This is a genomic window from Terriglobus aquaticus (genome assembly GCF_025685415.1).
Classification (GTDB): domain Bacteria; phylum Acidobacteriota; class Terriglobia; order Terriglobales; family Acidobacteriaceae; genus Terriglobus; species Terriglobus aquaticus.
The window spans coordinates 355,715-380,754 of sequence record NZ_JAGSYB010000001.1 but is presented as its reverse complement, the minus strand read 5'-3'; the positions used below and the strand labels follow the sequence as shown (position 1 = coordinate 380,754).

Sequence of the window (25,040 nt, the reverse complement as noted above, 5' to 3'; positions counted from 1 at the left end):
ACCGCCTCGTTTATTTGCCGATCTGCACGGAGCCGAGGATGCCGGCGAGGCGCGTCTGAATGTCCTTGATCTGGTCGGGGTTCATGTCCATGGCGCCGCTGGTTTCGCCACAGAAGGTGTTGATGACCAGGTCAAAGCGGAGGCAGGCCGTGCCACGCATGGCGGTGAAGGCTTCGTCGCGCGCCTCGGTGCAGACGGCGCCGTGATTGTCACGGCCGTGGTGGAACGGGATGCCGCTGATCTCGGCCTTCGCGAGCGGTTTCATGCCACGAGTCGTAGTCTGCGCGGCGCAGGTGGCGGCGGTGGAGCGCGGAAGGACGGAGTAGTAGAACAGCGCTCCGCTGAACGTGGTGGGCGGCCAGGGATTGAAGTTCAGCTCGGCGACGCCGCGCACGTCGGAGCGGGCGCGCGAGGTGCGTGTCTCCACGCCGAAGTTGGAGAGCAGGCCGTCTTTCTTTTCAAAGTTCCAGCCCGCCGGGATGTGGAAGCTGACGTGGTACCGCGCATCGGTGAAGTCGCGTGCGGCCGGTGTCGGGTTGTCCGGATCGGCTGGCTCGGTCAGTCCCTTGAGCGATCGCTGCGGCATGTGCGGGGTGACCGGCTGTGGCCGCACTGCAGGGGGCCGCACTTCAGCGGGCGGGCTTGCCTGGCCTAGAGCGGCATTCGAAGCGGTGAGTAAGGTCGTGCACACGAAGGCGGGAAAAACTAGACGCAGCACGCCCCAAGTGTAACGCCGGTCACGGTGCAGGCTCAGTTGCGAGGCATCACCACTAGGAGCGCATGCGCGGGTTAGCCCAGCGATAAGCGAGATCGGTGAGCAAATTCGCGAGCAGGTAGGTAAGGCCGATGACGAGCGTGCATCCCTGCACCACGGCGTAGTCGCGATTGCTGATGCTGTTGATGGTGAGGCGCCCGAGGCCGGGCCAACTGAAGACGGTCTCAGTGACGATGGCACCGGCGAGCAGCGACCCGAACTGCAGCCCAACGACGGTGAGCACGGGGATTAGAGCATTGCGCAGGGCGTGGCGGTAGAGGATGGTGCGCTCCGGAAGTCCCTTGGCGCGGGCGGTGCGGATGTAGTCCTGGTTGAGTTCCTCGAGCATGCTGGTGCGCACCATGCGCGTCAGAATCGCAGCGAGCGAAAGGCCGAGTGTTACAGCCGGAAGTATGAGGTGCAGGAGTGTGTCCCTGCCCAACAGCGGCCCCGCACCGGCGCCCGAGACGGGCAGCCAACCAAAGCGGATGGAGAACACGATGATGAGGATGGGACCGAGCGCGAAGTTCGGGAACGAGAGCCCGAAGAGGCTGACCACGCCGATGGCGCGGTCGATGCGGCGACCGTGGTGCAGGGCTGCTGCGACTCCGCCGGGAATGGACAGGAGCAGCGCCAGAACCAGCGCGCAAACACTGAGCAGCAGCGTGTAGGGGAAGCGCTGCGCGATGAGCCTGAGGACCGGGTCGTGAGTGCGGAGAGAGGTGCCCAGATCGGCATGCAGAAGGCCTCGCAGGTAGCGGCCATATTGCACGGGCAGCGAAGCGTCGAGGCCGTAGGCATGGCGCAAGGCGGAAAGATCGGTGCTGCTTGCACCTTCACCCAGCATCTGTGCAATGGGATCGCCGGGAACCAGGTGAATCAGCAGGAACACCAGCGTGACGATGACCCACAGCACCGGAAGGGCGAGGAGAACTTTGCGGACAGATGCGGGGACCGCGGGGAGACGGCTCACGCGAGTGCAGCTCCACGGTTGTGCTCGACCGGTGCGGCAGATTCCAGGTGCTCGACTCGAACGCGGCTGATGCGCCGACCGTCGCGCTCCAGGACGGTAAACCGGCGCGAGCCGCGCACAAACGTCTCGCCTTTAGCCGGCAAGTGGCCGAGCTGTGCCAGGACGAAGCCCGCGAGCGTCTCGATGCCGCTTTCGCGAGGAATCTTCCAGTGAAGCTGAGTCACAAGGTCGCGCAGCGGAACGGTTCCATCTAGGTCGACGACTCGCCGATCGCCCACGGCTCCCGCGAGGCCGCGCGCCTGCACGTCGAACTCGTCGTCCATCTCGCCGACGATCTGTTCCAGGGCGTCTTCTGCGGTGACCAGGCCCACGGTGGAACCGAACTCGTCGACGACAATAGCAATCTGGCGCCGAGTGCGCTGGAACTCCTGCAGAACCTCGGCGGTGGATTTGGTCTCGGGCACCAGCAGAGCTTCACGCATGATCGATTGCAGGTTGCCGGTGCCGGCGTAGGCGGCGGGCAGGGTGCGGCGAAGCTGCATCAGGCGCGAGATGTCCTTGGAATAGACGATGCCCTGGATGTGTTCAACGCCGAGCGCAGGATCGTACACGGGAATGCGGGAGTGCTGCTCCTCGACGATGCGGGCCGAAGCGAGATCGACAGGCATGTCCGACGGCAGGCAGAACATGCGGCCGCGCGGCGTCATAATCTCGCGGACGGTGACGTGTTCGGAATCAATGGCGTGGTGGATCAGCCGCTCCTGAAACTCTGGCAGCAGACCGCTGCTGCGGGTGGCTGAGGCGATCAGTTTGATCTCTTCCGGTGAGTGGACCTCGGCCGTCTCCGGACGGAGAGGCGCGCGGAACAGGCGAAGGACCAGCCCAGTCGATCGCTTCAGCAGGCGCACGGCGGGCCGGACCAGGCGAATAAAGATGTCCATGGGGCCGGCAATCGCCAGGGCGATGCGCTCGGCCTTTTGCAGGGACAGGGACTTCGGTACCTGCTCGCCGAGAACGACTTCCAGGAAGGTGATGATAGTGAACGCGAGAACAGAAGCGAGAGTGTGGGACAGCGCAGCCGTGTGCTGCTGGAGCCAGGCGTTGTGCGCGAACCAGTGCCAGCGATGCAGCAGTTGAACGAGGACTTCCGCCACACCCTGTTCCCCCACCCAGCCCAGGGCAAGCGAGCACAAGGTGACCCCGAGCTGATTGGCGGCGAGGAAGTCATCAATCTCGCGCTTGAGCCGCAGGGCCGCGGCGGCACCCACGCGGTTGTAGGCAAGCATCTGCTCCAGCCGGGTCTCGCGAACACTGACGACGGCAAACTCCGCGGCCACAAAGAAGGCGTTCGCGAGGATCAGGACCGCGACGGTGAACAGGCGGAAGAGTGCCCAATCGAGCATAGGACGAGTCTACCTAGATGCCGGACAGCAGAAAGGCCCGGACATTGCCGGGCCTTTCTTAACTTGGTGCCAGTGCGTATCGCTTACGCGATCACTTCGCTGAGCACCTTGGTTACGGACTTGTCGATGGTGTCCTTGGGCACGTAGCCGACGATCTGGTCGGCCAGCTTGCCATCCTTGAACAGCAGCAGCGCCGGGATGCCGCGAATGCCGTAACGGCCGGGCGTGGCGTTGTTGCGGTCCACATCCATCTTCATGACCTTGAGCTTGCCCTGGTACTCGCTGGCAACCTGATCGACCACTGGGGCAAGCGCGCGACACGGTCCACACCAGGCAGCCCAGAAATCCACCAGAACCGGCTGTTCGCTCTTGAGCACGGCCTGCTCGAACTCCGCATCGTTCACTTCGCCGACGAATTGACCCGCCATTTCCCCCCACCTTCTGCCGGCCTGCGTGCCGACCTAACATAACAATAGATGCAAACTCCGGTGAAACGGTTCAGTAGAGGTTTCGCTGGGCTATTCCGCTTGCGACAATAGGGGTATGCCTGAGACATCCTCCTTCGCTGGCGACGCGCCAGCCGCCGCCGGAGCCCTCACCGAAACCGAGTTCCTGGCCGCAGTGCGGCGGGCTGAGCCGCGCATTGCAGTCTTCGATTTTGACGGTACGCTCTGGCCCGGCGATGCAGGTTCGGGCTTCATGGACTGGTCTATCGAGACCGGGCTCTTGCGGCCGGAACGGGCGCGCACGCTGCAGGCCCGCCACGCCGCGTACCACGCGGGCGAGGTAGACGAGATCACGATCTGCGGAGAGATGGTGCAGATCTACAGCGGCATCCCCGAAAACAAGATTCGTGACGCGGCGGACCGGTACTTCCGGGAGCATGTGGAGCCCCACCTCTTTCCGACCATGGTCAGCCTGGTGCGCGAGCTGAAGGCAGGCGGCGCGGAGATCTGGGCCGTAAGTTCAACCAACAATTGGGTGATCGAGGCCGGCGTTCGCGATCTTGGAATTGTGCCGGACCGGGTGCTGGCCGCCTGCATCGCGACCGAAAACGGTCTGCTGACCGAGCGGCTGGTGGATGTTCCGAGCGATGAGAAGAAGGCCGAGGCGCTGCACCGCTCGGGTGTGAGGCCGGATGCGGTGTTCGGAAACAGCATCCACGACCTGGCCATGCTGGAGGTGGCGCGCTTCCCGTTTGCGATTAACCCCAACGAAGGCCTGCTGCCAGTGGCCCGGCAGCGGGGCTGGCCTGTGTACTTTCCGAGTTCCAGCGGGCCCGCGTAGCCGCGAAAGCGAAAGGACGGGAGTGCAGCCGCGAGTATTTCCGTCTAACCTGCCAGTACAGAGGGAGTTCCGTCGCTTTGAAGAACCGCATTCGCAGACTGGGCAGCAACGGCGGACGATCTCGCGCAAGCGATGGCGCGCGCCCGCGCACACTGCGGATGGTCTCGGCCGGGCTGATCCTGCGGGAAGCGGAAGGCCGGCGAGAGGTTCTGATCTGCCAGCGCAAGGCAGACCAACCCATGGCGCTGAAGTGGGAGTTTCCCGGCGGCAAGATCGAGCCGGGTGAGTCTGCGGAACAGGCGTTGCGGCGGGAGCTGAACGAAGAGCTTGGCATTACGGCCGAGATTGGCGAACCGGTAGCGCAGGTGCGGCACAACTATCGGAACGGCGGCGCGGTGGACCTGCAGTTCTTTGCCGTCCGGCGGTTTGAAGGCGAGATCGACAACCGCATCTTCCAGGAGGTGCGCTGGTCGGAGTTCGAATCGCTGCCGGGATACGACTTTCTTGCGGCAGACATCGGCCTGGTGCGAGACCTGGCAGAGGGTCGAATCGCGCTTGAGGGCGGTCGTTAGCTCCAGCTAGGCGCGACGGCGGCCTAAGCTGTGGGCGGGCTGTTCAGGTCCAGATCTTCAGCGACGCGTTCGCGGCCGCGCTGCAGCAGGACCTGAACCCGGCCTTCGGCGGCATCCAGGTCGGCCTTGCACTGCTGGCTCAGATGGGTGCCCTGCTCGAAGAGCTGCAACGATTCTTCCAGGCCAAGTTCGCCGCGCTCCAGTCGTTCGACGATCGCTTCCAGTTGCTTCAGGTTGTCTTCAAACGTGTTCGGCAAGCTGTGCCTCCTGGGTGTTCGGCGGCGATAGAACGTTTGCCATGACCTTGGCGGCCAGTTCATAGCGGCCGAACGGAGCGCTGACCTGAACGCCCTGCACGCTGTCACGGACAACCGCCAGCATCTCCTGCGCGATGCGGACGCCCTCTTCGCGCGAGGCCTCTGGTGTGGTGCAGCGGCCCATGCGGTCGATGATTTCGTCGGGCATGTGGACCTTGAGGTCATTGCGCATAAACAGCGCGTTCTTGACGCTGGTGAGCGGCCAGATTCCGGCGACCACGGGAATGCGGAAGCTCTCGATGCGGCGGAGGAAGTCTTCGAGCTGATGCAGGTCGAAGACGGGCTGGGTGATGGCGAACTCCGCGCCGGCTTCAACTTTGGCGGCAAAGCGGCGGACCTCGGCGTCGAGATCGGGCACACCGGGGTTCGCGGCGCAGGCGAGGACAAAGCCGGTGGACTGGCCGATGGGCTGGCCGCCCAGGTCGAGGCCGTGGTTCAGGTCGCGGGCGATGCGGGTCAGGCCGACGGCGTCGACGTCGAAGACAGCGGTTGCGTCTGGGTAGCTGCCCATCTTCGGCGGATCGCCCGTGAGGCACAGCACATTGCGCAGGCCGAGCGACGCCGCGCCAAGCAGATCGCTCTGGATCCCGAGCAGGTTGCGGTCGCGGCAGGTGAAGTGCAAGACGGTCTCCACGCCGTGCTCTCCGCCACACTCGCGTTCCAGTTGCACGCAGAGGCTGCCAGCGCTCATGCGGGCGCTGGCGCGGGGAGAATCGGGCACGTTGATGGCGTGGACGCCCATGTCGCGCAGCAATCGGGCGCCGGCGAGTTCCTTGCTGCAATCGATGCCGCGCGGCGGAACGATCTCGACCATGGCGACGAACTCGCCGCTGGCGATGCGCGCACCGAGGCGGGACCGTTGCCCCAAGGGCGCGGGCTCGACCGGCGGCGCAGTGGGCGCGGTTGAGGTGGCCTGCAGGCCCTCCGCCTGCGCCTGGATGGCGCGCAGCGAGGAGCGCATGGCCTTGATATGGGCCGGCGTGGTGCCACAGCAGCCACCCACCAGAAGAGCGCCCAGGCGGGCGGCTTTGCGCGCAAAGCTGCCGAGGTATTCGGGCGAGCTGAGATAGATGCTGCGGCCGTCCACGCAATTGGGGACACCGGCGTTGGGCATGGCCGCCAACGGAAGCGTGGTGCTGCCGCGCATGCGTTCCAGGGTTTGCAGAACCAGGTTGGGGCCATCGCTGCAGTTACAGCCGACGATAACCACACCCGCGTCCTGGAGCGCGGCTACGGCCTGCTCCGGTGTGGTGCCGTCGGCCATGCTGCCGCTGTCGGTAACGGTGATCATGGCGACCACAGGCACGTTCGGCGCGGAGGCATGGGCAGCGTGCACGGCGGCAAGCGCCTCCGCGAGGCTGGTTGCCGTTTCGATGAGGAACAGGTCGACTCCGGCGGAGGCGAGCGCTGCCGCCTGCTCCGCATAGACCGCCTGCATGGCGTCGGGGTTCAACGAACCGGCAGGGGCACCGAGAGGGCCGATGGAACCGGCTACCAGCGCTTGGTGCGCGTGCTTTTCGCGATACAGATCTGCGGCGGCACGGGCCAAGTGGACGCCGGCGGTGTTGATCTGCGCCACCTTTGACTGCAGGTCGAAGCGCTTCAGGCGAACGGAGTTGGCGCCAAAGGTGTTGGTCTCGATCACCTCCGCACCGGCCGCCAGGTATTCCTCGTGCAAGTCGCGGACCAGTTGCGGCTCGGAGAGGTTCAACTCGTCGTAGCAGCGATTGATGAAGACGCCGCGCGCATAGAACATGGTGCCCATGGCGCCGTCGCACAGCAACGGCTTGCCGGAGGCGAGGCGGGCGCGGAACGGATCCGTTTCCCTGGAGTTTGAATTGGCTGACAAAGGTGAGCTCATGCAGGCGCAGCCGGAGGCTGACTCGCCACTGGCTCTGCCTTTAAGAATACCTGCACGGCAAAAGCCCGGATCGGGTGTCGTGTGCGTCGCCCGTGCGTCTAACCGCCATCCCGAGGCGGGGAGAGCGGTGCTGCTTGGTATACTTTTGCCATCTGCGAGCCGCTGTGCGCCGCGCTGCATTGAGGTCTGTTCTGTTGAAAAAGTTTGTGTCCGCGCGGTGGCTTGCCGCCCTTCTGCTGCTTGCCGCTACCGCCCTGGTCGCCGGTTGCGGTGACAATCCGTACCACACCACCCAGTACAACTACGCCGGCAGGGCAATCCCGCCATCGAAGCTGACGGAGCGCGTGCTGGTAGTGCTGGGCAACAGCAGTGCGCTCACGAGCGGAGCGGCGCAGATCATCGATGCGCAGCGCGACATCCGGTTCAACGTGTACCAGCCGAACAGCACGTTCCCCATTGGCGGCTTCAGCACGACCGGGTTGCCGCTGCAGTTGTTCAACTACCCGGAGCAGCAGATCGGTGTCGTCTTCGCCAACGACAGGAGCGTAGGCACCATCAGCTACGCGACCGAGGCCTTCACCAGCGCGACTCTAGCATCCAGCGTGTTTGCTACGCTGCCCACTTCGTTGTTTGTGCCGTCCGACCGGGCCTTTGCATACGCCGCCGAGGAGACCTCTGGTCTGTTCCTGGTGGACGACCTGGGAGCGGGTGTTCAGTACAACTTCTCGTTGCCGGGAGCCTACCGGGTAGCGGTGAACCCGGCGCACACCGTGGTGCTGATCATGACGCGCAACACGGATAATGTGTACCGCTTGCTGCGCCTGAATACAGGACAGACTCCGCCAGCCGGCGCGGTGGACTGCCAGCCGCTGAACCTGCCTGTGTACTGCGTTCTCCCGGTGGGATCGTCGCAGGCAAACGGCACCATCAGCGAGCCGGCCTTCCATCGTCCGCAATACGCGTATTTCTCGCCCGATGGATCGCAGGCTTACATTCTGAGCTGCGGACGGGAATGCGGCGGTACCGGAACGGACGCACAGCCGGCGATCCACTTCGCGAACACCGCCAGCCTGCGCACGGATGCGTACCCGACCAGTGCGACCTACACCACGCCGATCGTGCAGACGGTGAATGTGCCCGGTGCCACGGCCGCGATCTCCGATGGCAGCACCGTGTATGTGGCGGGCCAGCAATTGCTGAGCGACGGGTACTTCAGCGGCGTGCTTTCGGTTCTGCCGAGTGGCGCGACCGCACCCAGCGGGACCTACAGCATCAGCGATGGCACGCACACCAAGATGCTCTTCGCGGATGACAACACCCTGTGGATCGGGTCGCAGAACTGCGCGAGCGGCGAGCGGCAGGCCAAAGGCCAGAACTACAACTGCCTTAGCGTGTTCAACACGTCTGCGAAGACGGCGAATGTGGTTCCGAACGTGACGCCGGGTGGAAGCCCGACGGTGCCGAACCCCAACGAGAACCTGGACCCGTACTACTACGGCAGCCTGACCGGAATCTGCTGGGTCGAAGGGCAGCACAAGATCTACACGGCGTATGGTGGCCAGGTGCATGCCTTCCACACGGCAGACAGCTCTGAGCTGGACAACACCGACATCACGGTTCAGGGAACCGCGATCGACGTGGGATACATGGACGCCTCCACAAACGTAGCGAACTAGCGCCCGAGTGGTTCATGCGAAAAGCCCGGAGATGCCGGGCTTTTCGCAGTTGATGGCTCGCCTTTCAAGCGCCTTTGCGAAGGCGGGCGAGGTCGCGCAGGTACTGTCGCAGTGGCTGCGCGGGACGCCCCCAGAAGACCTGCCCCGCTCCGAACAGCTTTTTGCCGCTGAGGACACCGGCACCGCCGCCCAGGATGACGCCCGGACCCACGGTGGCGTGCTCGCCGATTCCGACCTGGCCTCCCAGGATGGCACCGTCTTCCACCACGGTCGAACCACTGATGCCGGTTTGTGCGGCGAGGATGACGTTGCGTCCGATGCGGCAGTTGTGACCGATGTGGACGAGATTGTCGATCTTGGTGCCCGCGCCGATGCGGGTCTCGCCCAACGCGCCGCGGTCTATGGTGCTGTTTGCGCCAATCTCGACGTCGTCCTCGATGACGAGTGTGCCCTGCTGCGGGAACAGAAGGTAGCTTCCGGAGGGTCGCCGCGCGTAGCCGAAGCCATAGGAGCCGAGGACCGCACCGGACTGCACGGTGACGCGCTCACCCAGAGTGATTCCCCGCTCCAGGACGACGCGCGCGCCGATGCGCGAGCCTGCCCCGATGCGCACGCCAGCAGCGACCACAGCGCCAGGACCGATCTCGACGTCAGCCGCGAGTTCGGCGCCCGGATCGATGGACGCGGTAAGGTGGGTGCCGAGCGCAGGGGTGCGGCGCAGGCGGTGCGCAAGCAAGGTGAAGGCGAGCCGCGGGTCTCGGACCGGGAGCACGCGGTCGTCATCCGCGGACGAGCCAATCGGCGCGAAGATGAGCGCGGCTTCTGTCGCAATCGCTTGTTGAAGCGTCGCGGCATCACTGGCGAAGACGGCGGCGTTCGCGGTGGCGTCGACCAGACTGGTTACGCGCTGGACGTTCACGGGTGCCGCTAGGGATGAGGCAGGCTGCGCCGGGCCGGCCTCTGCGATCCAGTCATACAGTTCGTGCAGTGTTGGCATTCGGTTCCGATTCTGAAGCGATTACTGCTCCAGAAAGAGAGCAGTTTTTGGCTCTGCTCAGGATGACAATGTTTGCGGCGAATGACAATGTCTCGCAAACATAGAGGTCCGGAGTGGGCTCGTGAGGCCTTGACGAAAGGCGGCACGCAAGCTGACCCGACGAGCCGGCCAGCCTGCAGGGCTCTTCAGTAGATCTTTGGTTCGCCCGGCGGGCGGGTCTTCCAGCGGCGGTGCAGCCAGAGCCACTGATCCGGGTACTGGCGGATGTAGTCTTCGGTAACGCGGGCGAAGAGGGCGGTATTAGCGACGGCGTCCGCCTCAGTATCGCCCGTGTCCTGCAAGTCGAGTGGCGGGCCGAAGTGGAGGACATAACGTTGCTCGTCGTCGTGCCAGAGCAGGAAGCCGGGCAGCACGGCCGCTCCGGTCTTCTGGGCCACACGCGCCGCGCCCGACGCAGTACAGGCGAGTTCCCCGAAGAACGGGACAAAGACACCCTGGGGCGGCGTCATGTTGGTGTCCATAAGGATGCCGACGGCCTCGCCGGCATGCATGGAGCGCAGCAGCGCCCTCGCAAAATCGTCTTTGTGCAGGATCCGGTTGCCGTGCATGCAGCGGATACGGTTGACGTACTCGTCCACCAGGGGGTTATCCAGGCGGCGGATCACCATGCTCATGGGCCGGCCGAGCAGCGAATGGGCAAAGCTGGACAGCTCCCACGCTCCCAGGTGACCGGTCAGGACGAGGACGCCGCGGCCCCGCTTCATCGCGGAGTCGTAGTGTTCGAGCCCCTCGTACCGGATCAGTTCGTCTCGCACAAACTCCGCGGTGTACCGGGGCATGTGGGCGAACTCCGCTAAGAGCCAACCCAGATTGCGATACATGCGGTGCAGGAGGCGGTCTGCCTGTTCGAGCGGCATGAGCGGAAATGCGATGCTGAGATTGCGGAGCGCAGACCGGCGGAGCCCACGCAGACGGCTCCCGAGCATCTGCGCAAACGCCGCACCGAGGGCCCGAGCCGAACTGCGGGGCAGCGCCGCCAGCAGAGCGAGCAATCCCCGGAGCACCGCGTATTCGAGGCGGTGCCGCAGGCTCACGGTTCGGTTGGGAATCTGGGCTGCCAACGATTGTCAGTGTAGCGAACGCACAGAAGCCCGCCGGGGTCGGCGGGCTTCCTGCATTCTGCCGCGAGCGCGAGAACTACTTGGTGGCCACGAAGTACTTGGCCACGGTACGCACGAAGGGCTTGGCTGCATCGGGAGTGGGGACACCACCGGTCAGCACGGTCTTGAAGGGCTGATCCGCACCGTAGAAGCCACGCATATCGTCGGAATCGTCGTCCAGCACGGTGCCGTCAAGGTCGATGCCGGCAAAGAGGCCCTTGGAACGCGACCAGGTAAGGAACTCGGCGTTCAACTTCCAATCGGTTCCAGCCTGGGCATTGCGGCCTACTGGGCCTGCGGAAGCTGCGGCATCGCCACCGATCTTGAACTTGTTCTGGAGCATGTGCTGCAGACCACCCTGGTTGGTCGCAACCAGAACCAGATCTGTGGACTGTCCACCGATCTGGAAGCCGAAGCTGCCGCCGGTGAGCTTGACGAACACGGGAGCGCTCCAGCCCTTAGGCGTGCGGCAGGTGGCAACACCCTTGCCGTACTGCGCGCCGACCACGAAGGCACCCTTCTTATACGCCGGGATGACCACAACGCACTTCGCCTGGGACAGGATCTGATTCGGGATCGCCTTGTCCGGGGTCGCCATGATTTCGTCCAGCACGTTCTTGGAATTCGTAAGACGCTCGTCCAATTTCGCCTTGTCTTGTGCAACCGCCTGGGACACGGTCCCAAGCGTCATCAGACCGACACACATCCAGGTCGCAAACTGCTTCATTGTTCCTCCGTTTGTGCCTCGACGCGTTACGCACCCAGCACGTTTCTTTGTGATGTGGCGAAAAGGCACAAAGTTGGATGCGGGCGCACAGACAAAAAAATGGGGCTGAAGCGTACCGGTTGGCCCGATGCGCCACAGCCCCTCTTCTCCCAGGTCTGTGTTACGTGAATCTAGGATGCGCCGAGGTTTGAGGTGCAACAAGTTACGGACCGCAGCCGGGTTCCGTAACCCTCCGGGTTTACTGATGCGTAACTAGGAAATAAGGTGTTTTTCCATGACATAGACCGTCAGCGCTACCCGGTTGCTGACGCCGACTCGTTTCAAGAGAGCGCGGACCATTCCCTGCACAGTTCGCACGCTGAGACCAAGGGCGCCGGCGATGTCACGGTCCGGACTGCCAAGCACCAGAAGCTGCAGCACTTCGCGCTCACGGGGGGTGAACTGCACCCTCTGACGCACCGGCTCCGTTGTGGACAGGGTGTCGATCAGGCCTGCCAGAACTTTCCGAGGTGCCCAGATGGAACCGTCCGCGACGACCTGAATGGCCATCTGCATCTCGGCGACGGTCGCGTTGCGGGGCATGTAGCCCTTGGCGCCGGCGGCAACCACGCGGGAGATGTAAGCCGGGTCGGCGCTTTCGCCGAGCACGAGGATGCGCAAGCCGGCGCGGGCACGGCGAAAGGCCGCCAGCAGGGCAAAAAGCTCCTCACTCGCTTCGAGAATGAGGAGGGAAAGGTCCGAGCGCCGGACAGCATCGGTCGGCAGCATGGGAAGGAGGTCTGCCGTGTCGCCGAAGAGCGCGACGAGCCCCTCGAACCGAAGCGGGTCTGCGAGGATGACGCCGATACGCAGGCGTTCGAGCGTGGCACTCACAGCTTTGGCAACACGATGCCGACCTGGCCCTGGTACTTGCCGGCGCGATCGGCGTAGCTTACCTCGCACGGCTCGTCGGACTGGAAGAAGAGAATCTGGCACAGGCCTTCGTTGGCGTAGACGCGCGCCGGCAGCGGTGTGGTGTTGGAGATTTCCAGTGTGACGAAGCCCTCCCACTCGGGCTCGAACGGCGTCACGTTTACGATGATGCCGCAGCGTGCGTAGGTAGACTTGCCGACGCAGATCGTCAGCACATCACGCGGAATGCGGAAGTATTCGATGGACCGGGCCAGAGCGAAGGAGTTGGGCGGGACGATGACGCTGTCTGCCTCTACGGTGACAAAGGAGCGCTCGTCAAAGGCTTTGGGATCGATGATCGCGCTGTTGACGTTGGTAAAGATCTTGAATTCGTTGGAAACCCGGAGGTCGTACCCGTAGGAAGACAAACCGTAGGAGATGCAGCCGGAGCGCACCTGCTTTTCGCTGAATGGCTCGATCATGCCGTGCTGCTGCGCCTGTTCGCGAATCCATTTATCGCTCTTGATGGACATGCTGCTCCAAGGTAAAGCCTGTGCGGGATTGCCGCGCAGGGTTCAAGGTTGAGTGGGTTCGCTTCATCTTACGTCAGGGTGCATTGAATGAGGCTTCCCTTCCACATTGACATGACAGGAACAGGTTCCTACCATCAAGGGCACTGGCCGACTACGGGCGGCCGGAGGACGCGACACAGTGATCAAGCAGGACCTGGTGCAGCGAGTGGTCGACCGCGGCGTTCCGCGGGTGCGAGCGGAGCAGGCCGTGGAGGCTGTGTTCCGCAGCATGAAACGTGCGCTCGTGGACGGAGAACGCATCGAACTGCGCGGATTTGGCGTGTTTTCCAACCGGCCCAGAAAGACGGGCATCGGCCGCAATCCGAGGACCGGTCGCGAGGTCTCGATTGAGCCCGGCCGCGCGGTGCGGTTCAAGCCGGGCCGCGAGTTGCAAGCCCTGGACGGAGTTGCCGGTTCGGCAGACGACGGTTCCGAGGACGACGAATAGCTTCGGGCTCGCCAGGCGAGCCGCCGCTGCAAAGAGCTGCTACGACAGGCTGATCGCATCGACATCGATGACGAGGTTGCGGCGAGGCACACCTTCCCTGTCTGCGAAGTGAAGCAGGCGGCGCAGTGCTGCCTGCATGTGTTGGCGCGTGTCTGCCTTGAGCAGGATGTGGAACCGGAAGATGCGCTTGAGGCGAGAGACAGGCGCAGGCGCGGGGCCAAGAACTCGAACGCCGGGGTTTGCCGCGCTGTGCAGGTGCTGGCCAAGGCGGTGCGCCCATTCGCTGGCTTCGCCCATGGTTTCCGAGAGCGTGAGCACGTTCGTGAGAACGCCGAAGGGCGGGTAGAGGAACGGTCGGCGGAACTGCTTCTCCTTGTCCGCAAAGCCCACGTAGTCGTGCATGGCGGCGAAGCGCATGGCGTAGTGGTCGGGGTGGAAGGTTTGCACGATGACCCGGCCGGGAGCGTCGCCGCGGCCGGCGCGGCCACTCACCTGCGTAATCAGTTGGAAGACACGTTCCGCGGCGCGGAAGTCCGGCAGGCCGAGCGCGTGATCGCAGCCGACAACTCCGACGGTGGTGACGCCGTGGATGTCGTGGCCTTTCGCGATCATCTGGGTGCCGACAAGCAGGTTGATTTCGCCGGCGTGCAGACGATGGAGCAGGTGCTCCATGTCGGCGCGGCCGCGCACCGTGTCGCGGTCCATGCGGCCGATGCGTGCCTCGGGAAAGATGGCCTGCAGGCGTTCTTCGCCCTGCTGTGATCCGGCGCCGTAGAAGTAGAGGTGCTCGCTTTGGCAGTGCGGGCATTTCTGCGGAACACGGCGGAGCGCGCCGCAGTAGTGGCACTCCAGGCGCTCGCCCGCATGAGCGTGCAGGTCGCTGTTGGCGGCGGGGCGATGGTGGGTCATGGCAATGGCGCAGTTCTCGCACTCGATGCGCTCGCCACAGGAGCGGCACATGACCACGTAGGAGTAGCCGCGCCGGTTGAGCAGGATGATGGCCTGCTCGCCTCGGTTAAGCGTGGCTCGCGTTTCGGTGATGAGTTCGCGGGAGAAGAGCGCGTCTTCGCCGGTCTGACGGAACTCCTCGCGCATGTCGACCAGTTCGACCGGTGGAAGAGGGCGGTTGCCAACGCGCTCGTCCATGCGCAGGAGCCGGTAACGGTTGCGCTCGGCGTTGTGCCAGCTTTCGAGCGACGGTGTGGCGGAGCCGAGGACGATGGGGATGCCGAGCAGCTTGGCACGCATCACGGCGACGTCACGGGCGTGGTAGCGCGGTGTCTCCTCCTGCTTGTAGCTGCCGTCATGCTCCTCGTCGACAAGGATGAGGCCGAGGTTCGCGATGGGCGCGAAGACGGCAGAGCGCGTTCCGATGATGACGCGCGCTTCACTACGGCGGATGCGGTGCCATTGCTCGGCGCGCTCGTCGGGCGTGAGCTGCGAGTGCAGCAGGGCGACGTCGTGCCCGAAGGCGGCGTGCATCTGGCCGGCCATGGATGGAGTAAGGCCGATCTCCGGAACGAGCAGGAGCGCCGAGCGGCCGAGGTCGAGCGCGGAGCGCATGGCGGCCGCGTAAACGGCGGTCTTGCCGCTGCCGGTTACGCCGAAGAGAAGCATCGGAGCGAAGCCAGCGGGGCTTGCATCTGCCGGCTGCTGGGCTGGGGCGGCCGCACGCTGCATCGCGGCATGGATGGCTTCGAATGCAGCCTGCTGGCCGGGATTGAGAGTGTGCTCGTGCGCATGCTTCTTGCCGGGTGCGTGCACGCCGCCGAGGTGGAAGCTGAGAGGCCGCTCTTCCGCGCGCAGGATGCCGCGACGGATAAGGGTCGCGACAGTGGAGTCCGGGATCGGAGCGGGAACGAGCGCGCCGTCGGCGTTTATCGCGGTGCGCTCGCGCAGGTTGCGGCGCAGCGCGGCCGCAGACAGCTCGCCGCCAGCACCAGCCATTTCGGCGAGAATGGCGAGTTGGTTGTCGTTGAGTTTGGGGAGGCGAACGTCTGGAACGGTGACGATGACGCGCTCGGTGCGCGCGGCGTCGCGTTCAGCGGCTTCGGCCTCCCGAGCGAGCCAGCCCTTGCGGACCATGCCCTCCAGCAAAGCCTTGCTCGCGCCTGTGGCGGAACGCAGGGTGGCCATGCGCGTGGGCTCGCCGGACTCGAGGCGGTTGAGCACGGCGTACTCGCGGTTCTGGTCTTCCGGGCTGAGCCGCGAGCGGCGGCTGCTCCCCTTCTCTGCCCCCTCGTGCAGGATTTTGCGGCCGGTGTCGGTGATGCGATAGAGCCAGGTGCGGCGGACCTCGGCGCTGAGCGGGAGCATGCCTCGCAGGACCTCGCCGAGCGGCGCGACGTAGTACTGAGCGATCCAGTGGGCGAGGCGCAGAAGTTCCGGCGGCAGCAGGGCTGTGTCGTCGAGCACCTGCTGGATGGCCTTGAGTTCGAAGCCGGTGGTGGGCTCCTCGTCATGCGCACGCAGGACCACACCCATGAGCCGCTGGCCGCTGAACGGCACAAGCACGCGCGCGCCAACTTGCGGCTCCCGGCCGTCCGTCAGGTAGGTAAAGGTCTGGTCCAGTGGCACGGGCAGGGCCACATCCACGAAGCGCGCCACGCCTTTAGTTTAGGCGTGCATCCGATACGGTGTGCAGATCGAGTGGCGAAGCTACGGGAGAGGTCGGGAGACCGGTGTGCGCGCGTTTGCCTTGCTGCCGGATGCCATCGCGCTGCGATTCAGCGACGGCAGCGTATACCTGTACACGCACGACAGGCCGGGTGCAGCGCACGTGCGCGCGATGCGGGAGCGGGCGATGGCCGGACGCGGGCTAAGCACCTACGTAAGCCAGCATGTGCAGCAGCGCTATGCGGGCAAGCTGGACGCCTGACGCGCGGAGCACCGCGCCACTAGGTACGGGCGGGCGGTGCCAGGTTGAGTTCTGCCATCACGCGCTGCAGGTCTTTCCAGGCTTCGCCCTTTTGGCGCGGGTCACGCAGGAGGAAGGCGGGATGGTAAGTGACTGCGCACTTCGCGCCGCGCACGTCAAACCACTGGCCGCGCAAGGACGTTAGCGACTGCTTGACGCCAAGCAGGTAGGTGGCGGCGGTGCCGCCGAGCGCGACGATCACCTCCGGCTGCACGATGTCAATCTGTTGCAGGAGAAACTGCGAGCAGGTGTTCGCCTCCACCGGCTCTGGGACGCGGTTCTTGGGCGGACGGCACTTCACGATGTTGGCGATGTAGACCTGCTCGCGCTTGAGGCCCATGGCAGAGATCATGTTGTTGAGGAGCTGGCCGGCCTTGCCGACGAAGGGCAGTCCCTGCTCGTCCTCGTCCGCACCGGGGCCTTCGCCGATGAACATGAGGCGGGCATTCGGATCGCCATCGGCGAAGACGATGCTGTGGCGGCCGGCGTAGGCAAGCGGACAACGGGTGCAGTCGCCGATGAACTCGCGCAGAGCGGTGAGTGCCACCGGCTTGTCAGCAGGAGCGACGCGCGCGGACGGCAGCGGCGCCAGTTGGTTGAACGGTGTGGGTGCGGGCATGTCTGGAGTGAGCGCCGACGGAACGCCAGCCAAGGGGGGCGCAGCGGCGGGTCCGGGTGCCGCGCCTGCGGCTGTGGGCGGCGTGATCTGAATGGCCGGACCGGAGCTTTGGCGCTGGGCAGAAGGCGTAGGCGCAACCCGGCGTTGCTGCGCCTGATCGAACGGACTGAGCACAGGCGGCCTTGCCGGTGCAGGTTGCGGCGGCCGTGCCGGGGCGATAGGGCGCGCGACGGTTCCCTGCCCTGAAATCGGAGGTCTCGGTGAAGCAGCGTCTGTGCGAACGACCGTGCTCGCTGCCCCGTCAGGAGCCGCGCGCAGGTGAGTCTCCTGCCAAGCGGCGATCGCGGCATCCGGCGAGGAAGCTTCGGATTGCGCGATCAGATCGTAGACGCCCAGGTCGCGCAGGTAGTCCACATAGGCGCGAAGGTCGTCCGGGTGCGGCAAGGGGGCGGACGGTTCACGCGAGACGGTGGACATAGCGCGATTGTAGCGGCGAGCGGTTCCGCTCGCCGGGTGGGTAGTTAGATGTGGATCGTCGGCTGTGCCCGCTCCGGTCGCTGCGGAACGACGAAGCGCACCTGGCCGGTGCGGATCTCGTCCTGCGCGACCCGGCATGCCTTCATGCTGGTCGTGGCGATGAGCGGTGTTGCGCCATTCTGCAACTGGCGCGCGCGACGTGCCGCCCCTTTGACGAGGCTGTACTTATTCAGCAATGAGTCGTCCATCTGCATGATGCACTCCTATGCAACCGCGTGCGTTGGGGAAAATGAGTAGCTGCTTGCCGCTACTCTACTCCAAAGAGCGCGAAATGGCGCAGGCAGTGGACGTTATTTTTGTACCGACCCGCTACACCGTTTGGGCGATTGCGAAGGTGCTGAGGGCGTTGGCCAGCCGCATCGAGCCTTCCCGGGTCTCGCAGCTGCGCGCTACCCGGAGCAGGTCGGCGTCGGCTTCGCCCCGGGCGGTCAGCACCACACTGCGCAGCTCGGCCACCGCCGTGTCCAGAACGTCATTGACGATGGCGTAGCGGTAGTGACGCAACCACTCCAACTCTCCACGCGCCTGCTGCAAACGCCGCTGAATGACGGCTTCGTCGGTCATGTGCTCCGCGATGCTGCGGTTTCGCAGACGCGTTTCGAGCACGGCAGGGCTGGGCGGCATGATGAAGATGGAAGTGGCTTCAGGCATGCGCTCGATTACCTGCATGGCGCCCTGCACATCGATGTCGAGCAGGAGATCGCGATGGTGTTCGGCGGCGAGCGCGAGCGCGGAGCGGGCGGTGCCATAGTAATTCCCGAAGACGTCAGCCCACTCCAGGAACGCATCGTCCGCGATCATCTCTTCAAAGCGCTCGCGAGAGACAAAGTGGTACTCGCGGCCGTCTGTTTCGGATCCGCGCGGGGCGCGGGTGGTGTAAGAAACGGAAAAATCGAGCCCCTCCACGAGGCGGCGCAACTGGTCGACGAGGGTGGATTTTCCGGAGCCGCTGGGGGCGGAGATGATGAAGAGAATGCCAGCCATCGCTCTTGTTTATACGCTGGCGGAGCGCAGCTTTGGAGTGACACGGAGGTGGCAGGAGCGTCCTTCCGTTGAAGCGTTCCGTTCCAAAATGAACCTCAGGTGCTGAGCGGCTGCAGGGGCATGCTCTCCCCCGGTGACGCGGACGCATCGCCGGTATCGAATTGGAGTTCATACAGCCGCTGGTAAAGACCGCCGGCGTTGACGAGTTCCGCGTGGGTGCCGCACTCGACGATTTCGCCGGCTTCCAGAACAAGGATGCGATCAGCGCGGCGCACTGTGGAAAGACGATGGGCGATGACGAGCGCGGTCCGGTCCTGCATGAGATTCGCAAGGGCCTGCTGCACCAGGGATTCACTCTCTGCATCGAGCGCGGAGGTGGCTTCGTCGAGGATGAGGATGGGGGCGTCTTTCAGCAGGGCGCGCGCGATGGCGATGCGCTGGCGTTCGCCGCCGGAGAGGCGATGGCCACGCTCGCCCAGGATCGTGTTGTAGCCGTCGGGCATGGCGGAGATGAAGTCGTCCGCCAAGGCGGCTCGCGCCGCGGCCTGAACGCGGTCGAGAGACACATTCGGCTGGCCGTACGCGATGTTGTTGCGGACGGTGTCGTTGAACAGCACCGTTTCCTGTGTGACCGTACCAACCAGCCTGCGCAGGCTGCCCACATTCACCTCGCGGAGATCGTGGCCGTCGATCTGGATGGTTCCGGATGTTGGGTCGAAGAACCGGGGGATCAGGTTCACTAGGGTGGATTTGCCTGACCCGCTTGGTCCCACCAGGGCGATCAGTTCACCGCGCTGGACGGTGAGGTCGATGGAGCGAAGAACGGGACGCGGCGTGAGATCTTCCTCGTCCTTGTAGAAGAAGCCCACGTTGCGGAACTGGATCGACTCTTTGAATGCCTGCAGGCGATGTGCCGAGGGAGACTCAGGCAGTTCATCTTCTTCGTCGAGGAACTGGAAGATCTTTTCGCTGGCGCCCAGGGCCTGCTGGAAGTTGTTGTAGAACATGGCCAGCTTGCGAACCGGATCGTACAGAGTGAAGACGGCAATCAGGAACGTGATGAACGAGCCTGCCGTCATGCGGTGCGAAACGATGCGGTCGCGACCGAGTTTCAGCAGAAGCGCGATCGCGATGGAGGCAAGCGCGTCCATAAGCGGCGATGACAGCGCCTGCACGCCGATGCTGCGCAGATTCGCCCGGAACAGGCGGCGCGCGGCACGGCGGAAGCGCGCCATCTCCCACAACTCCATGCCGAACGCCTTGACGATGCGGTTGCCGGTGAGGGTCTCGTGGAGGATGTTCTGGATTTCCGCGAGTTTGTCCTGACCGCCCCGCGTGGTCACGCGCACGCGGCGTCCGATGCGTCGCGCGGAGGTGATCACAATGACCACAAAGAACAGCAGCACCCATGCCAGGTTGCCGCCGTAGATGATCACGATGGCTGCGGTGAAGAGCAGGGTGAAGATCTGCTGCAGAAAGTCGGACAGGACGCTCGACATGGCGATCTGCACGCGCTCGATGTCGTTGATGAGCGTGGAAAGCAGGGCGCCGGTGGTATAGCGCTGGAAGAACGCGGTGGAGCGGCGCAGGACCGCGTTGTAGAGGTCGTTGCGCAGATCGGTGACCATGCCGAAGCCGGCGTAGTTCACCAGGTAAGTGCCGGCGTAGTCGCAGGCCGCTTTCAGAAAGGCCGAGAGGACCAGGATGAACGCTACCGTGGTCCATGCGTTGTGCATAAACGACGGAACAAACGGGCGCAGATCGAGCGCATGCGTGGTATGTGGAATGGGAAAGCGCAGGATGCTGCGGTCAGAGGACTCGGCGCTGAGGATGTTGTCGAAGATCGGCTTGACGAGCAGGATGCGCAGCGCGGCCATGGCGCCCACAACCGCCATGAGCAACATGGAGCAGAACGTGTAGAAGAGGTAGGGACGCTGGTAAAGAAACAGCCGCCAGATGCGCCTCATGCGCCAGCCATCCTGCGGGATCCTGTGTGCGTGAACACTTGTTTCGATTGTAGTAGCCGACGGGTTCGACGTGGCTTGCCTTTAGCGCGGCATGTCGCGATGCGAGGTTTTCACGCGATAGTCTGCGGCGGTCAAGCGCTTTGCCAGCTCTTCGGCCAGCGCTACGGAGCGGTGCTGCCCGCCGGTGCATCCCAGGGCGATGGTCAGGTAGCTCTTTCCTTCGTGGACATAGTGCGGCAGCAGAAAGAGCAGCATGTCCGTGGTGCGGTCGAGGAACTCGCCGGTCTGCGGAAAGCTCTTCACGTACTCGGCGACGCCGGCGTCTTGCCCCGTCTTATGGCGGAACTCGGGAATAAAGTGCGGGTTGGGCAGGAAGCGCACGTCCAGCAGGAGATCGGCCTCAGGCGGAACGCCGTTCTTGAAGCCGAAACTCATCACGGAGAGCAGCATGGCCTGCTGCTGCGACTCGTGGCCGAACTGTGCGTTGATGTGAGCGCGCAGTTCATGGACGTTGAAGCGCGTGGTGTCCAGCAGAACGTCTGCGACGTTGCGGATGGTTTCCAGGCGACGACGCTCGGTGGAGATCTGCGTGAGCACGCCTTCGTCGCGGCCGAGCGGATGCGGGCGACGTGTTTCGGAATATCGGCGCACGAGGACATCGTCGGCTGCGTCGAGGAAGAGGACGGTGGTGGGCAGCAGCGGCTGGACCTGCTTCAAGATCTGCGGAAAGCGATCGAGTTGCGCCTCGCGCACGTCGATGCCAAGCGCGGCGCGATGAATCTCGCTGGAGCTGCTGATGAGCTCGGCGAACTGCGGGATGAGTTCCAGCGGCAGGTTGTCTACGGAGTAGAAACCAAGGTCTTCAAAGGCGCGCAGAGCGGACTGCTTGCCGGCTCCGGACATGCCGGTCAGGATGATGAGTTGCTGCTGGGTGTGCGCGGTGGGAGTGGCTGGGCTCTTGTGCTCGCCGGCAGCGGGAGTCTCAGGAGCGGTCTCCGCGGCTGGCTCAGGTTGCGCGTTGAACTGTGAGAGGTTCTGCTCTGGGTCTCCCGGCATGCGCAAATGCTAGCATCCTGCACGCTGCGTGGGAGGGCCACGCAGTTGACGGTGCAATGATTCACCGTCCCGGAAACGGAAGAGCGCGGCCGTGACCGCGCTCTCTCGTAAACAGCGTAAAGATCTATGCGATCTGTTGCTCTTCGTGCAGTTCCCCGTCGTTCACGGCGTTGATCGCTTTGCCGACTCCGGTCTTGCTCTGTCCCAAGTTTTCCGATTCCGGATCGATGTCGCCTACGTCGATGTCGTCATCGCTCTGCAGACGAATGGAGCCCAGAGCGTTCTGCTCCGGATGATGCCGAGTCGTCACTATCTTCTTCTTGGATTTCAGGGCCTGCGACTCGACCTTGTTCAGGGCCTCGGCCAGTGCGGCCGCCAACTCCTGCGCTTCCTGGTGCATGGGCACCTTGGCCTCGCACCGGGAGGAAAGGTCACCCAGCACATTGTGGATGGCGACTTCAACGACACAGCGGTTCTTCTCGCAGGTGAGCACCACCTTGGCAGAGCTTTTGGGGCCAAGAATGCGTTCAATACGCTCCAGCCCAGCTTCTGCCTGTTGCCGCAAAACTTGCGTGACGGTCGTTCCCCTGCCAGTAATTTCCAGATCCATGCGGACCCCCTTCCATCTGTGTGGTTAGGATGCGGGATCGCGGATGGGTGGAGGCCAACCTTTCACAGGCGTCAGGTCAGCCCGGATCGGAGCGGGTTGCCCGGAATAGCGCGGGGTGCGATGGTTCCGGAGCCTATGCAAACACGGTGTGTTTTGGCGCGGGGTAAGCCGCGGGGTAACGATCGCCGTCCTGCATCAGCGCTTCGATGGCGCCGACTGCCTGGATCCCGCCACGCGCACCCGCGGCCGTGCAGTTCAGAGCAGCGGCGGCGCAGGCGAAGTCGAGCTGGCGGTCCAGAGGCCAGCCCTGCATCAGGCCGTAGATGAAGCCGGCATGGAAGAGGTCGCCAGCGCCCGTCGTGTCGACCACAGGAACGAGGAACGCGGGTCGATAGTGGAAGCGGGTGCCGTCCCAGGCGAGCACGCCATCGTGGCCGAGTGTCGCGGCGGTCAGCCTGGAACCATACTCTTGCTGCATGCGCTGCAAGGCTTTCTCAAGCGAGCGCTCGCCGGTAAGGCGACGCGGGAAGTCGCGGCTGACGATGAGGTAGTCAATCAGCGGCAGGAGGTCATGAACACCGGCATAAATCTCATCGAGATCGGCGATGACAGGCGTGCCGGCTTCGCGGGCCCAGGCGGCGGCGCACGTAGCGGCCGCTGTGTCGAAGCCGTCCACATGCAGGGCGCGCGCAGTCTGAATCCACTCGGGCTTTAGGTCCGTAGAAGCGAGGCTGGTGCGCTCGTCGCGCTTGAGAAGGACGGTGCGTTCGCCACTGCCATCGACCAGGATGATGGATTGCGCGCTGGTCGTATTGGGTGCGGTAAGGATGCGCGCTTCAACCCCGGCGGCGGCGAAGGCTTCGTGGTGCATCTGCGCGGCGTGGTCGTCGCCCAGCTTGCCGACGTAGCGCGTGCGCATGCCCCACGTCTGGCAGGCAACGACCGCGGTGGCGGTCTGGCCGCCGGGCAGAACGTGCAGATCGTCGAACTCGATTTTGGCGCCGATCGCCGGGAAGGCCGAGAGCGAGATGACGGTGTCGGTCGCGTTGAGGCCAACGCCAACCAAATCGACCTCTGGCACGTTTTTCACGCTCTCCATGGTACGCGGTTGTGAAATTTCTGCGACAGCGGTGACGTAAAGCTACGTTAGCGGTAACGCTCCAAATTAGACGTAAGTTATTGCTCCGTAAAGATTTGCATCCACAACGGAAGCGGTCTACGGTGAGCTTGGAAACGGCGCTTCGAAACGAGAGGAGTCGTAACAGGGAGTGAGTACATGAGTGGAACGGCATCGCCGCACGACAATCAGATCGCACCGGCGCAGGGCAAATTGGGAGTCATGATTCCCGGCATGGGAGCGGTGGCGACCACGCTGATTGCGGGCGTGGTCGCGGTGCGGCGAGGGCTGGCTCAGCCTGTCGGATCGCTGACCCAAATGGACACCTTGAAGATGGGCGAGACGACCGTACCGGTGAAGGAAGCCGTGCCCCTAGCCGCGCTGGATGACCTCGTCTTCACCGGGTGGGACATCTTCGGCGGCAACCTGTACGACGCGGCGCGCACGGCGCAGGTGCTGGACCCGTGGCAATTGGAGTCGATCAAGCCGTTTCTGGAGAGCATTGAACCGATGCCAGCGGTGTTCGACCAGCACTATGTGAAGCGGCTGAACGGCAAGACGGTGAAAACCGGGCGGAACAAATGCGATCTGGCGAATCAGATCCGCAATGACATTGCCGCTTTCAAGCAGAAGACGGACCGGCAGGTCATGATCTGGTGCGGATCGACGGAGATCTTCCTGAAGGAGACGGACGTACACCAGACGCTGGCTGCGTTTGAGCGCGGCATGGTGGACAACGACCCGAGCATCTCGCCCTCGATGCTGTACGCGTGGGCGGCGCTGAAAGAAGGAGTGCCGTTTGCGAATGGAGCGCCCAACCTGACGGCCGACATTCCTGCCCTGCGTGAGTTGTCGCAGCAGATGGGAGCGCCGATCTGCGGCAAAGACTTTAAGACCGGGCAGACACTTATCAAGACAGTGCTGGCGCCGGCGCTGAAGGCGCGATCCCTGGGGCTTAACGGCTGGTATTCGACCAACATCCTTGGCAATCGGGACGGCGAGGTGCTGGACGATCCCGAAAGCTTCAAGACGAAGGAAGAGTCGAAGCTGGGCGTGCTGGAGTACATCCTGGAGCCGGAGAAACACCCCGAGCTGTACCGCGACATCTTCCACAAGGTGCGGATCAACTACTACCCACCACGCGGCGACAACAAGGAAGGCTGGGACAGCATCGACCTGTTCGGCTGGCTGGGGTACCCGATGCAGTTGAAGGTGGACTTCCTGTGCCGCGATTCGATCTTGGCAGCTCCGCTGGCGCTGGATCTTTGCCTGTTCCTGGACCTGGCGCAGCGCACGCCTTCGCTGAAGCACGCAGGGGTGCAGGACTGGCTCAGTTTTTACTTCAAGGCTCCGGATGTGAAGGATAGCGGCCGGCCCGAGCACGATCTATTCCTGCAGGCGGCGAAGCTGAAGAGCACATTGCGGCAGATTCTGGCGAATCCGACGGCAGCGATAGTGGAAGAGGAGGCTGAATTCGCTGAAGCATGACACGCGTCCTCTCTGAAAACGAACAGTTCGCAGATTCAGGAAAGATCGGCGTTGGCCGGCCTTTCTCCGCCTTCGGAGGCGGGTAGCAGATCTCAGAAGCCGAAATT

25 protein-coding genes are annotated in these 25,040 nt (G+C 64.0%); 6 read left to right on the top strand and 19 right to left on the bottom strand.

The window, feature by feature from the left end; translation table 11 throughout:
• Positions 1–10: 10 nt before the first annotated feature.
• The 4 genes from OHL12_RS01710 to trxA all read right to left on the bottom strand — a co-directional run bounded on the left by OHL12_RS01710 (position 11) and on the right by trxA (position 3,558).
• Positions 11–586, bottom strand: a complete 576-nt coding sequence (locus OHL12_RS01710) for a hypothetical protein (RefSeq protein ID WP_263412114.1) — start codon at positions 584–586, stop codon at positions 11–13.
• A gap of 184 nt (positions 587–770) precedes the next feature.
• Positions 771–1,727: an ABC transporter permease gene (locus OHL12_RS01705; RefSeq protein ID WP_263412113.1), complete on the bottom strand. Its 957-nt coding sequence runs from the start codon at positions 1,725–1,727 to the stop codon at positions 771–773.
• Complete coding sequence (locus OHL12_RS01700; protein ID WP_263412112.1) at positions 1,724–3,130, bottom strand: hemolysin family protein; 1,407 nt, start codon at positions 3,128–3,130, stop codon at positions 1,724–1,726. Before OHL12_RS01700 ends, OHL12_RS01705 begins: the two co-directional genes overlap by 4 nt.
• Positions 3,131–3,213: 83 nt before the next feature.
• Positions 3,214–3,558: a thioredoxin gene (gene trxA / locus OHL12_RS01695; RefSeq protein ID WP_263412111.1), complete on the bottom strand. Its 345-nt coding sequence runs from the start codon at positions 3,556–3,558 to the stop codon at positions 3,214–3,216.
• A gap of 115 nt (positions 3,559–3,673) precedes the next feature.
• Between trxA and OHL12_RS01690 the strand changes: the two genes are divergently transcribed.
• The gene (locus OHL12_RS01690) at positions 3,674–4,417 is read left to right on the top strand and encodes an HAD family hydrolase (RefSeq protein WP_263412110.1); all 744 of its coding nucleotides are present in this window, start codon (positions 3,674–3,676) and stop codon (positions 4,415–4,417) included.
• Positions 4,418–4,494: 77 nt separating this feature from the next.
• On the top strand, positions 4,495–4,989 hold the full coding sequence (locus OHL12_RS01685) for a (deoxy)nucleoside triphosphate pyrophosphohydrolase (RefSeq protein WP_263412109.1): 495 nt from the start codon (positions 4,495–4,497) through the stop codon (positions 4,987–4,989).
• 23 nt (positions 4,990–5,012) lie between these two features.
• Here the strand turns inward: OHL12_RS01685 and xseB are convergent, their stop codons facing one another.
• Together xseB and OHL12_RS01675 are read right to left on the bottom strand one after the other, a co-directional pair.
• Positions 5,013–5,246: an exodeoxyribonuclease VII small subunit gene (gene xseB / locus OHL12_RS01680; protein WP_263412108.1), complete on the bottom strand. Its 234-nt coding sequence runs from the start codon at positions 5,244–5,246 to the stop codon at positions 5,013–5,015.
• Positions 5,230–7,155: a bifunctional homocysteine S-methyltransferase/methylenetetrahydrofolate reductase gene (locus tag OHL12_RS01675; RefSeq protein ID WP_263412107.1), complete on the bottom strand. Its 1,926-nt coding sequence runs from the start codon at positions 7,153–7,155 to the stop codon at positions 5,230–5,232. Before OHL12_RS01675 ends, xseB begins: the two co-directional genes overlap by 17 nt.
• 206 nt (positions 7,156–7,361) lie before the next feature.
• Between OHL12_RS01675 and OHL12_RS01670 the strand changes: the two genes are divergently transcribed.
• Complete coding sequence (locus tag OHL12_RS01670) at positions 7,362–8,843, top strand: hypothetical protein (RefSeq protein WP_263412106.1); 1,482 nt, start codon at positions 7,362–7,364, stop codon at positions 8,841–8,843.
• 64 nt (positions 8,844–8,907) lie between these two features.
• Here OHL12_RS01670 and OHL12_RS01665 read toward each other — a convergent pair whose 3' ends face one another.
• The 5 genes from OHL12_RS01665 to dcd form a co-directional block, all read right to left on the bottom strand.
• A complete protein-coding gene (locus OHL12_RS01665) occupies positions 8,908–9,840 on the bottom strand; it encodes a UDP-3-O-(3-hydroxymyristoyl)glucosamine N-acyltransferase (RefSeq protein WP_263412105.1) in 933 nt (310 codons plus the stop codon).
• 185 nt (positions 9,841–10,025) lie between these two features.
• The gene (locus OHL12_RS01660) at positions 10,026–10,961 is read right to left on the bottom strand and encodes a lysophospholipid acyltransferase family protein (protein ID WP_263412104.1); all 936 of its coding nucleotides are present in this window, start codon (positions 10,959–10,961) and stop codon (positions 10,026–10,028) included.
• A 76-nt stretch (positions 10,962–11,037) separates the two neighbouring features.
• Positions 11,038–11,727 (bottom strand): lipid-binding SYLF domain-containing protein, encoded by a 690-nt coding sequence (locus tag OHL12_RS01655; protein ID WP_263412103.1) that lies wholly within the window; start codon positions 11,725–11,727, stop codon positions 11,038–11,040.
• A gap of 252 nt (positions 11,728–11,979) precedes the next feature.
• The gene (locus OHL12_RS01650) at positions 11,980–12,600 is read right to left on the bottom strand and encodes a response regulator transcription factor (RefSeq protein WP_263412102.1); all 621 of its coding nucleotides are present in this window, start codon (positions 12,598–12,600) and stop codon (positions 11,980–11,982) included.
• Positions 12,597–13,151, bottom strand: a complete 555-nt coding sequence (dcd, locus tag OHL12_RS01645) for a dCTP deaminase (protein WP_263412101.1) — start codon at positions 13,149–13,151, stop codon at positions 12,597–12,599. Before dcd ends, OHL12_RS01650 begins: the two co-directional genes overlap by 4 nt.
• A 178-nt stretch (positions 13,152–13,329) precedes the next feature.
• On the opposite strand from dcd, the gene OHL12_RS01640 reads away from it, so the two are divergent.
• Positions 13,330–13,638, top strand: coding sequence for an HU family DNA-binding protein (locus tag OHL12_RS01640; protein ID WP_263412100.1), 309 nt, complete (start codon positions 13,330–13,332; stop codon positions 13,636–13,638).
• Positions 13,639–13,677: 39 nt separating this feature from the next.
• Here the strand turns inward: OHL12_RS01640 and priA are convergent, their stop codons facing one another.
• Positions 13,678–16,245 carry a replication restart helicase PriA gene (priA, locus tag OHL12_RS01635; protein WP_263412099.1) on the bottom strand — a complete coding sequence of 856 codons (2,568 nt, stop codon included), beginning with the start codon at positions 16,243–16,245 and terminating at the stop codon, positions 13,678–13,680.
• 76 nt (positions 16,246–16,321) lie between these two features.
• On the opposite strand from priA, the gene OHL12_RS01630 reads away from it, so the two are divergent.
• Positions 16,322–16,516 (top strand): hypothetical protein, encoded by a 195-nt coding sequence (locus OHL12_RS01630; RefSeq protein ID WP_263412098.1) that lies wholly within the window; start codon positions 16,322–16,324, stop codon positions 16,514–16,516.
• Positions 16,517–16,535: 19 nt separating this feature from the next.
• Here the strand turns inward: OHL12_RS01630 and OHL12_RS01625 are convergent, their stop codons facing one another.
• The 7 genes from OHL12_RS01625 to OHL12_RS01595 form a co-directional block, all read right to left on the bottom strand.
• Positions 16,536–17,651 (bottom strand): uracil-DNA glycosylase, encoded by a 1,116-nt coding sequence (locus OHL12_RS01625; RefSeq protein ID WP_263412097.1) that lies wholly within the window; start codon positions 17,649–17,651, stop codon positions 16,536–16,538.
• Between the two features lie 44 nt (positions 17,652–17,695).
• Entirely contained in the window at positions 17,696–17,905 is a 210-nt protein-coding gene (rpoZ, locus tag OHL12_RS01620; RefSeq protein ID WP_263412096.1) for a DNA-directed RNA polymerase subunit omega, read from the bottom strand.
• Positions 17,906–18,020: 115 nt separating this feature from the next.
• Positions 18,021–18,695, bottom strand: a complete 675-nt coding sequence (gmk, locus tag OHL12_RS01615) for a guanylate kinase (protein ID WP_263412095.1) — start codon at positions 18,693–18,695, stop codon at positions 18,021–18,023.
• 95 nt (positions 18,696–18,790) lie between these two features.
• Positions 18,791–20,662 carry an ABC transporter ATP-binding protein gene (locus OHL12_RS01610; protein ID WP_263412094.1) on the bottom strand — a complete coding sequence of 624 codons (1,872 nt, stop codon included), beginning with the start codon at positions 20,660–20,662 and terminating at the stop codon, positions 18,791–18,793.
• 81 nt (positions 20,663–20,743) lie between these two features.
• Entirely contained in the window at positions 20,744–21,718 is a 975-nt protein-coding gene (rapZ, locus tag OHL12_RS01605; protein ID WP_263412093.1) for an RNase adapter RapZ, read from the bottom strand.
• A 124-nt stretch (positions 21,719–21,842) separates the two neighbouring features.
• A complete protein-coding gene (locus tag OHL12_RS01600; RefSeq protein WP_263412092.1) occupies positions 21,843–22,328 on the bottom strand; it encodes an HPF/RaiA family ribosome-associated protein in 486 nt (161 codons plus the stop codon).
• 133 nt (positions 22,329–22,461) lie between these two features.
• Positions 22,462–23,427 (bottom strand): carbohydrate kinase family protein, encoded by a 966-nt coding sequence (locus tag OHL12_RS01595; protein ID WP_263412091.1) that lies wholly within the window; start codon positions 23,425–23,427, stop codon positions 22,462–22,464.
• A 177-nt stretch (positions 23,428–23,604) separates the two neighbouring features.
• Between OHL12_RS01595 and OHL12_RS01590 the strand changes: the two genes are divergently transcribed.
• Entirely contained in the window at positions 23,605–24,933 is a 1,329-nt protein-coding gene (locus OHL12_RS01590) for an inositol-3-phosphate synthase (RefSeq protein WP_263412090.1), read from the top strand.
• Positions 24,934–25,040: the final 107 nt, after the last annotated feature.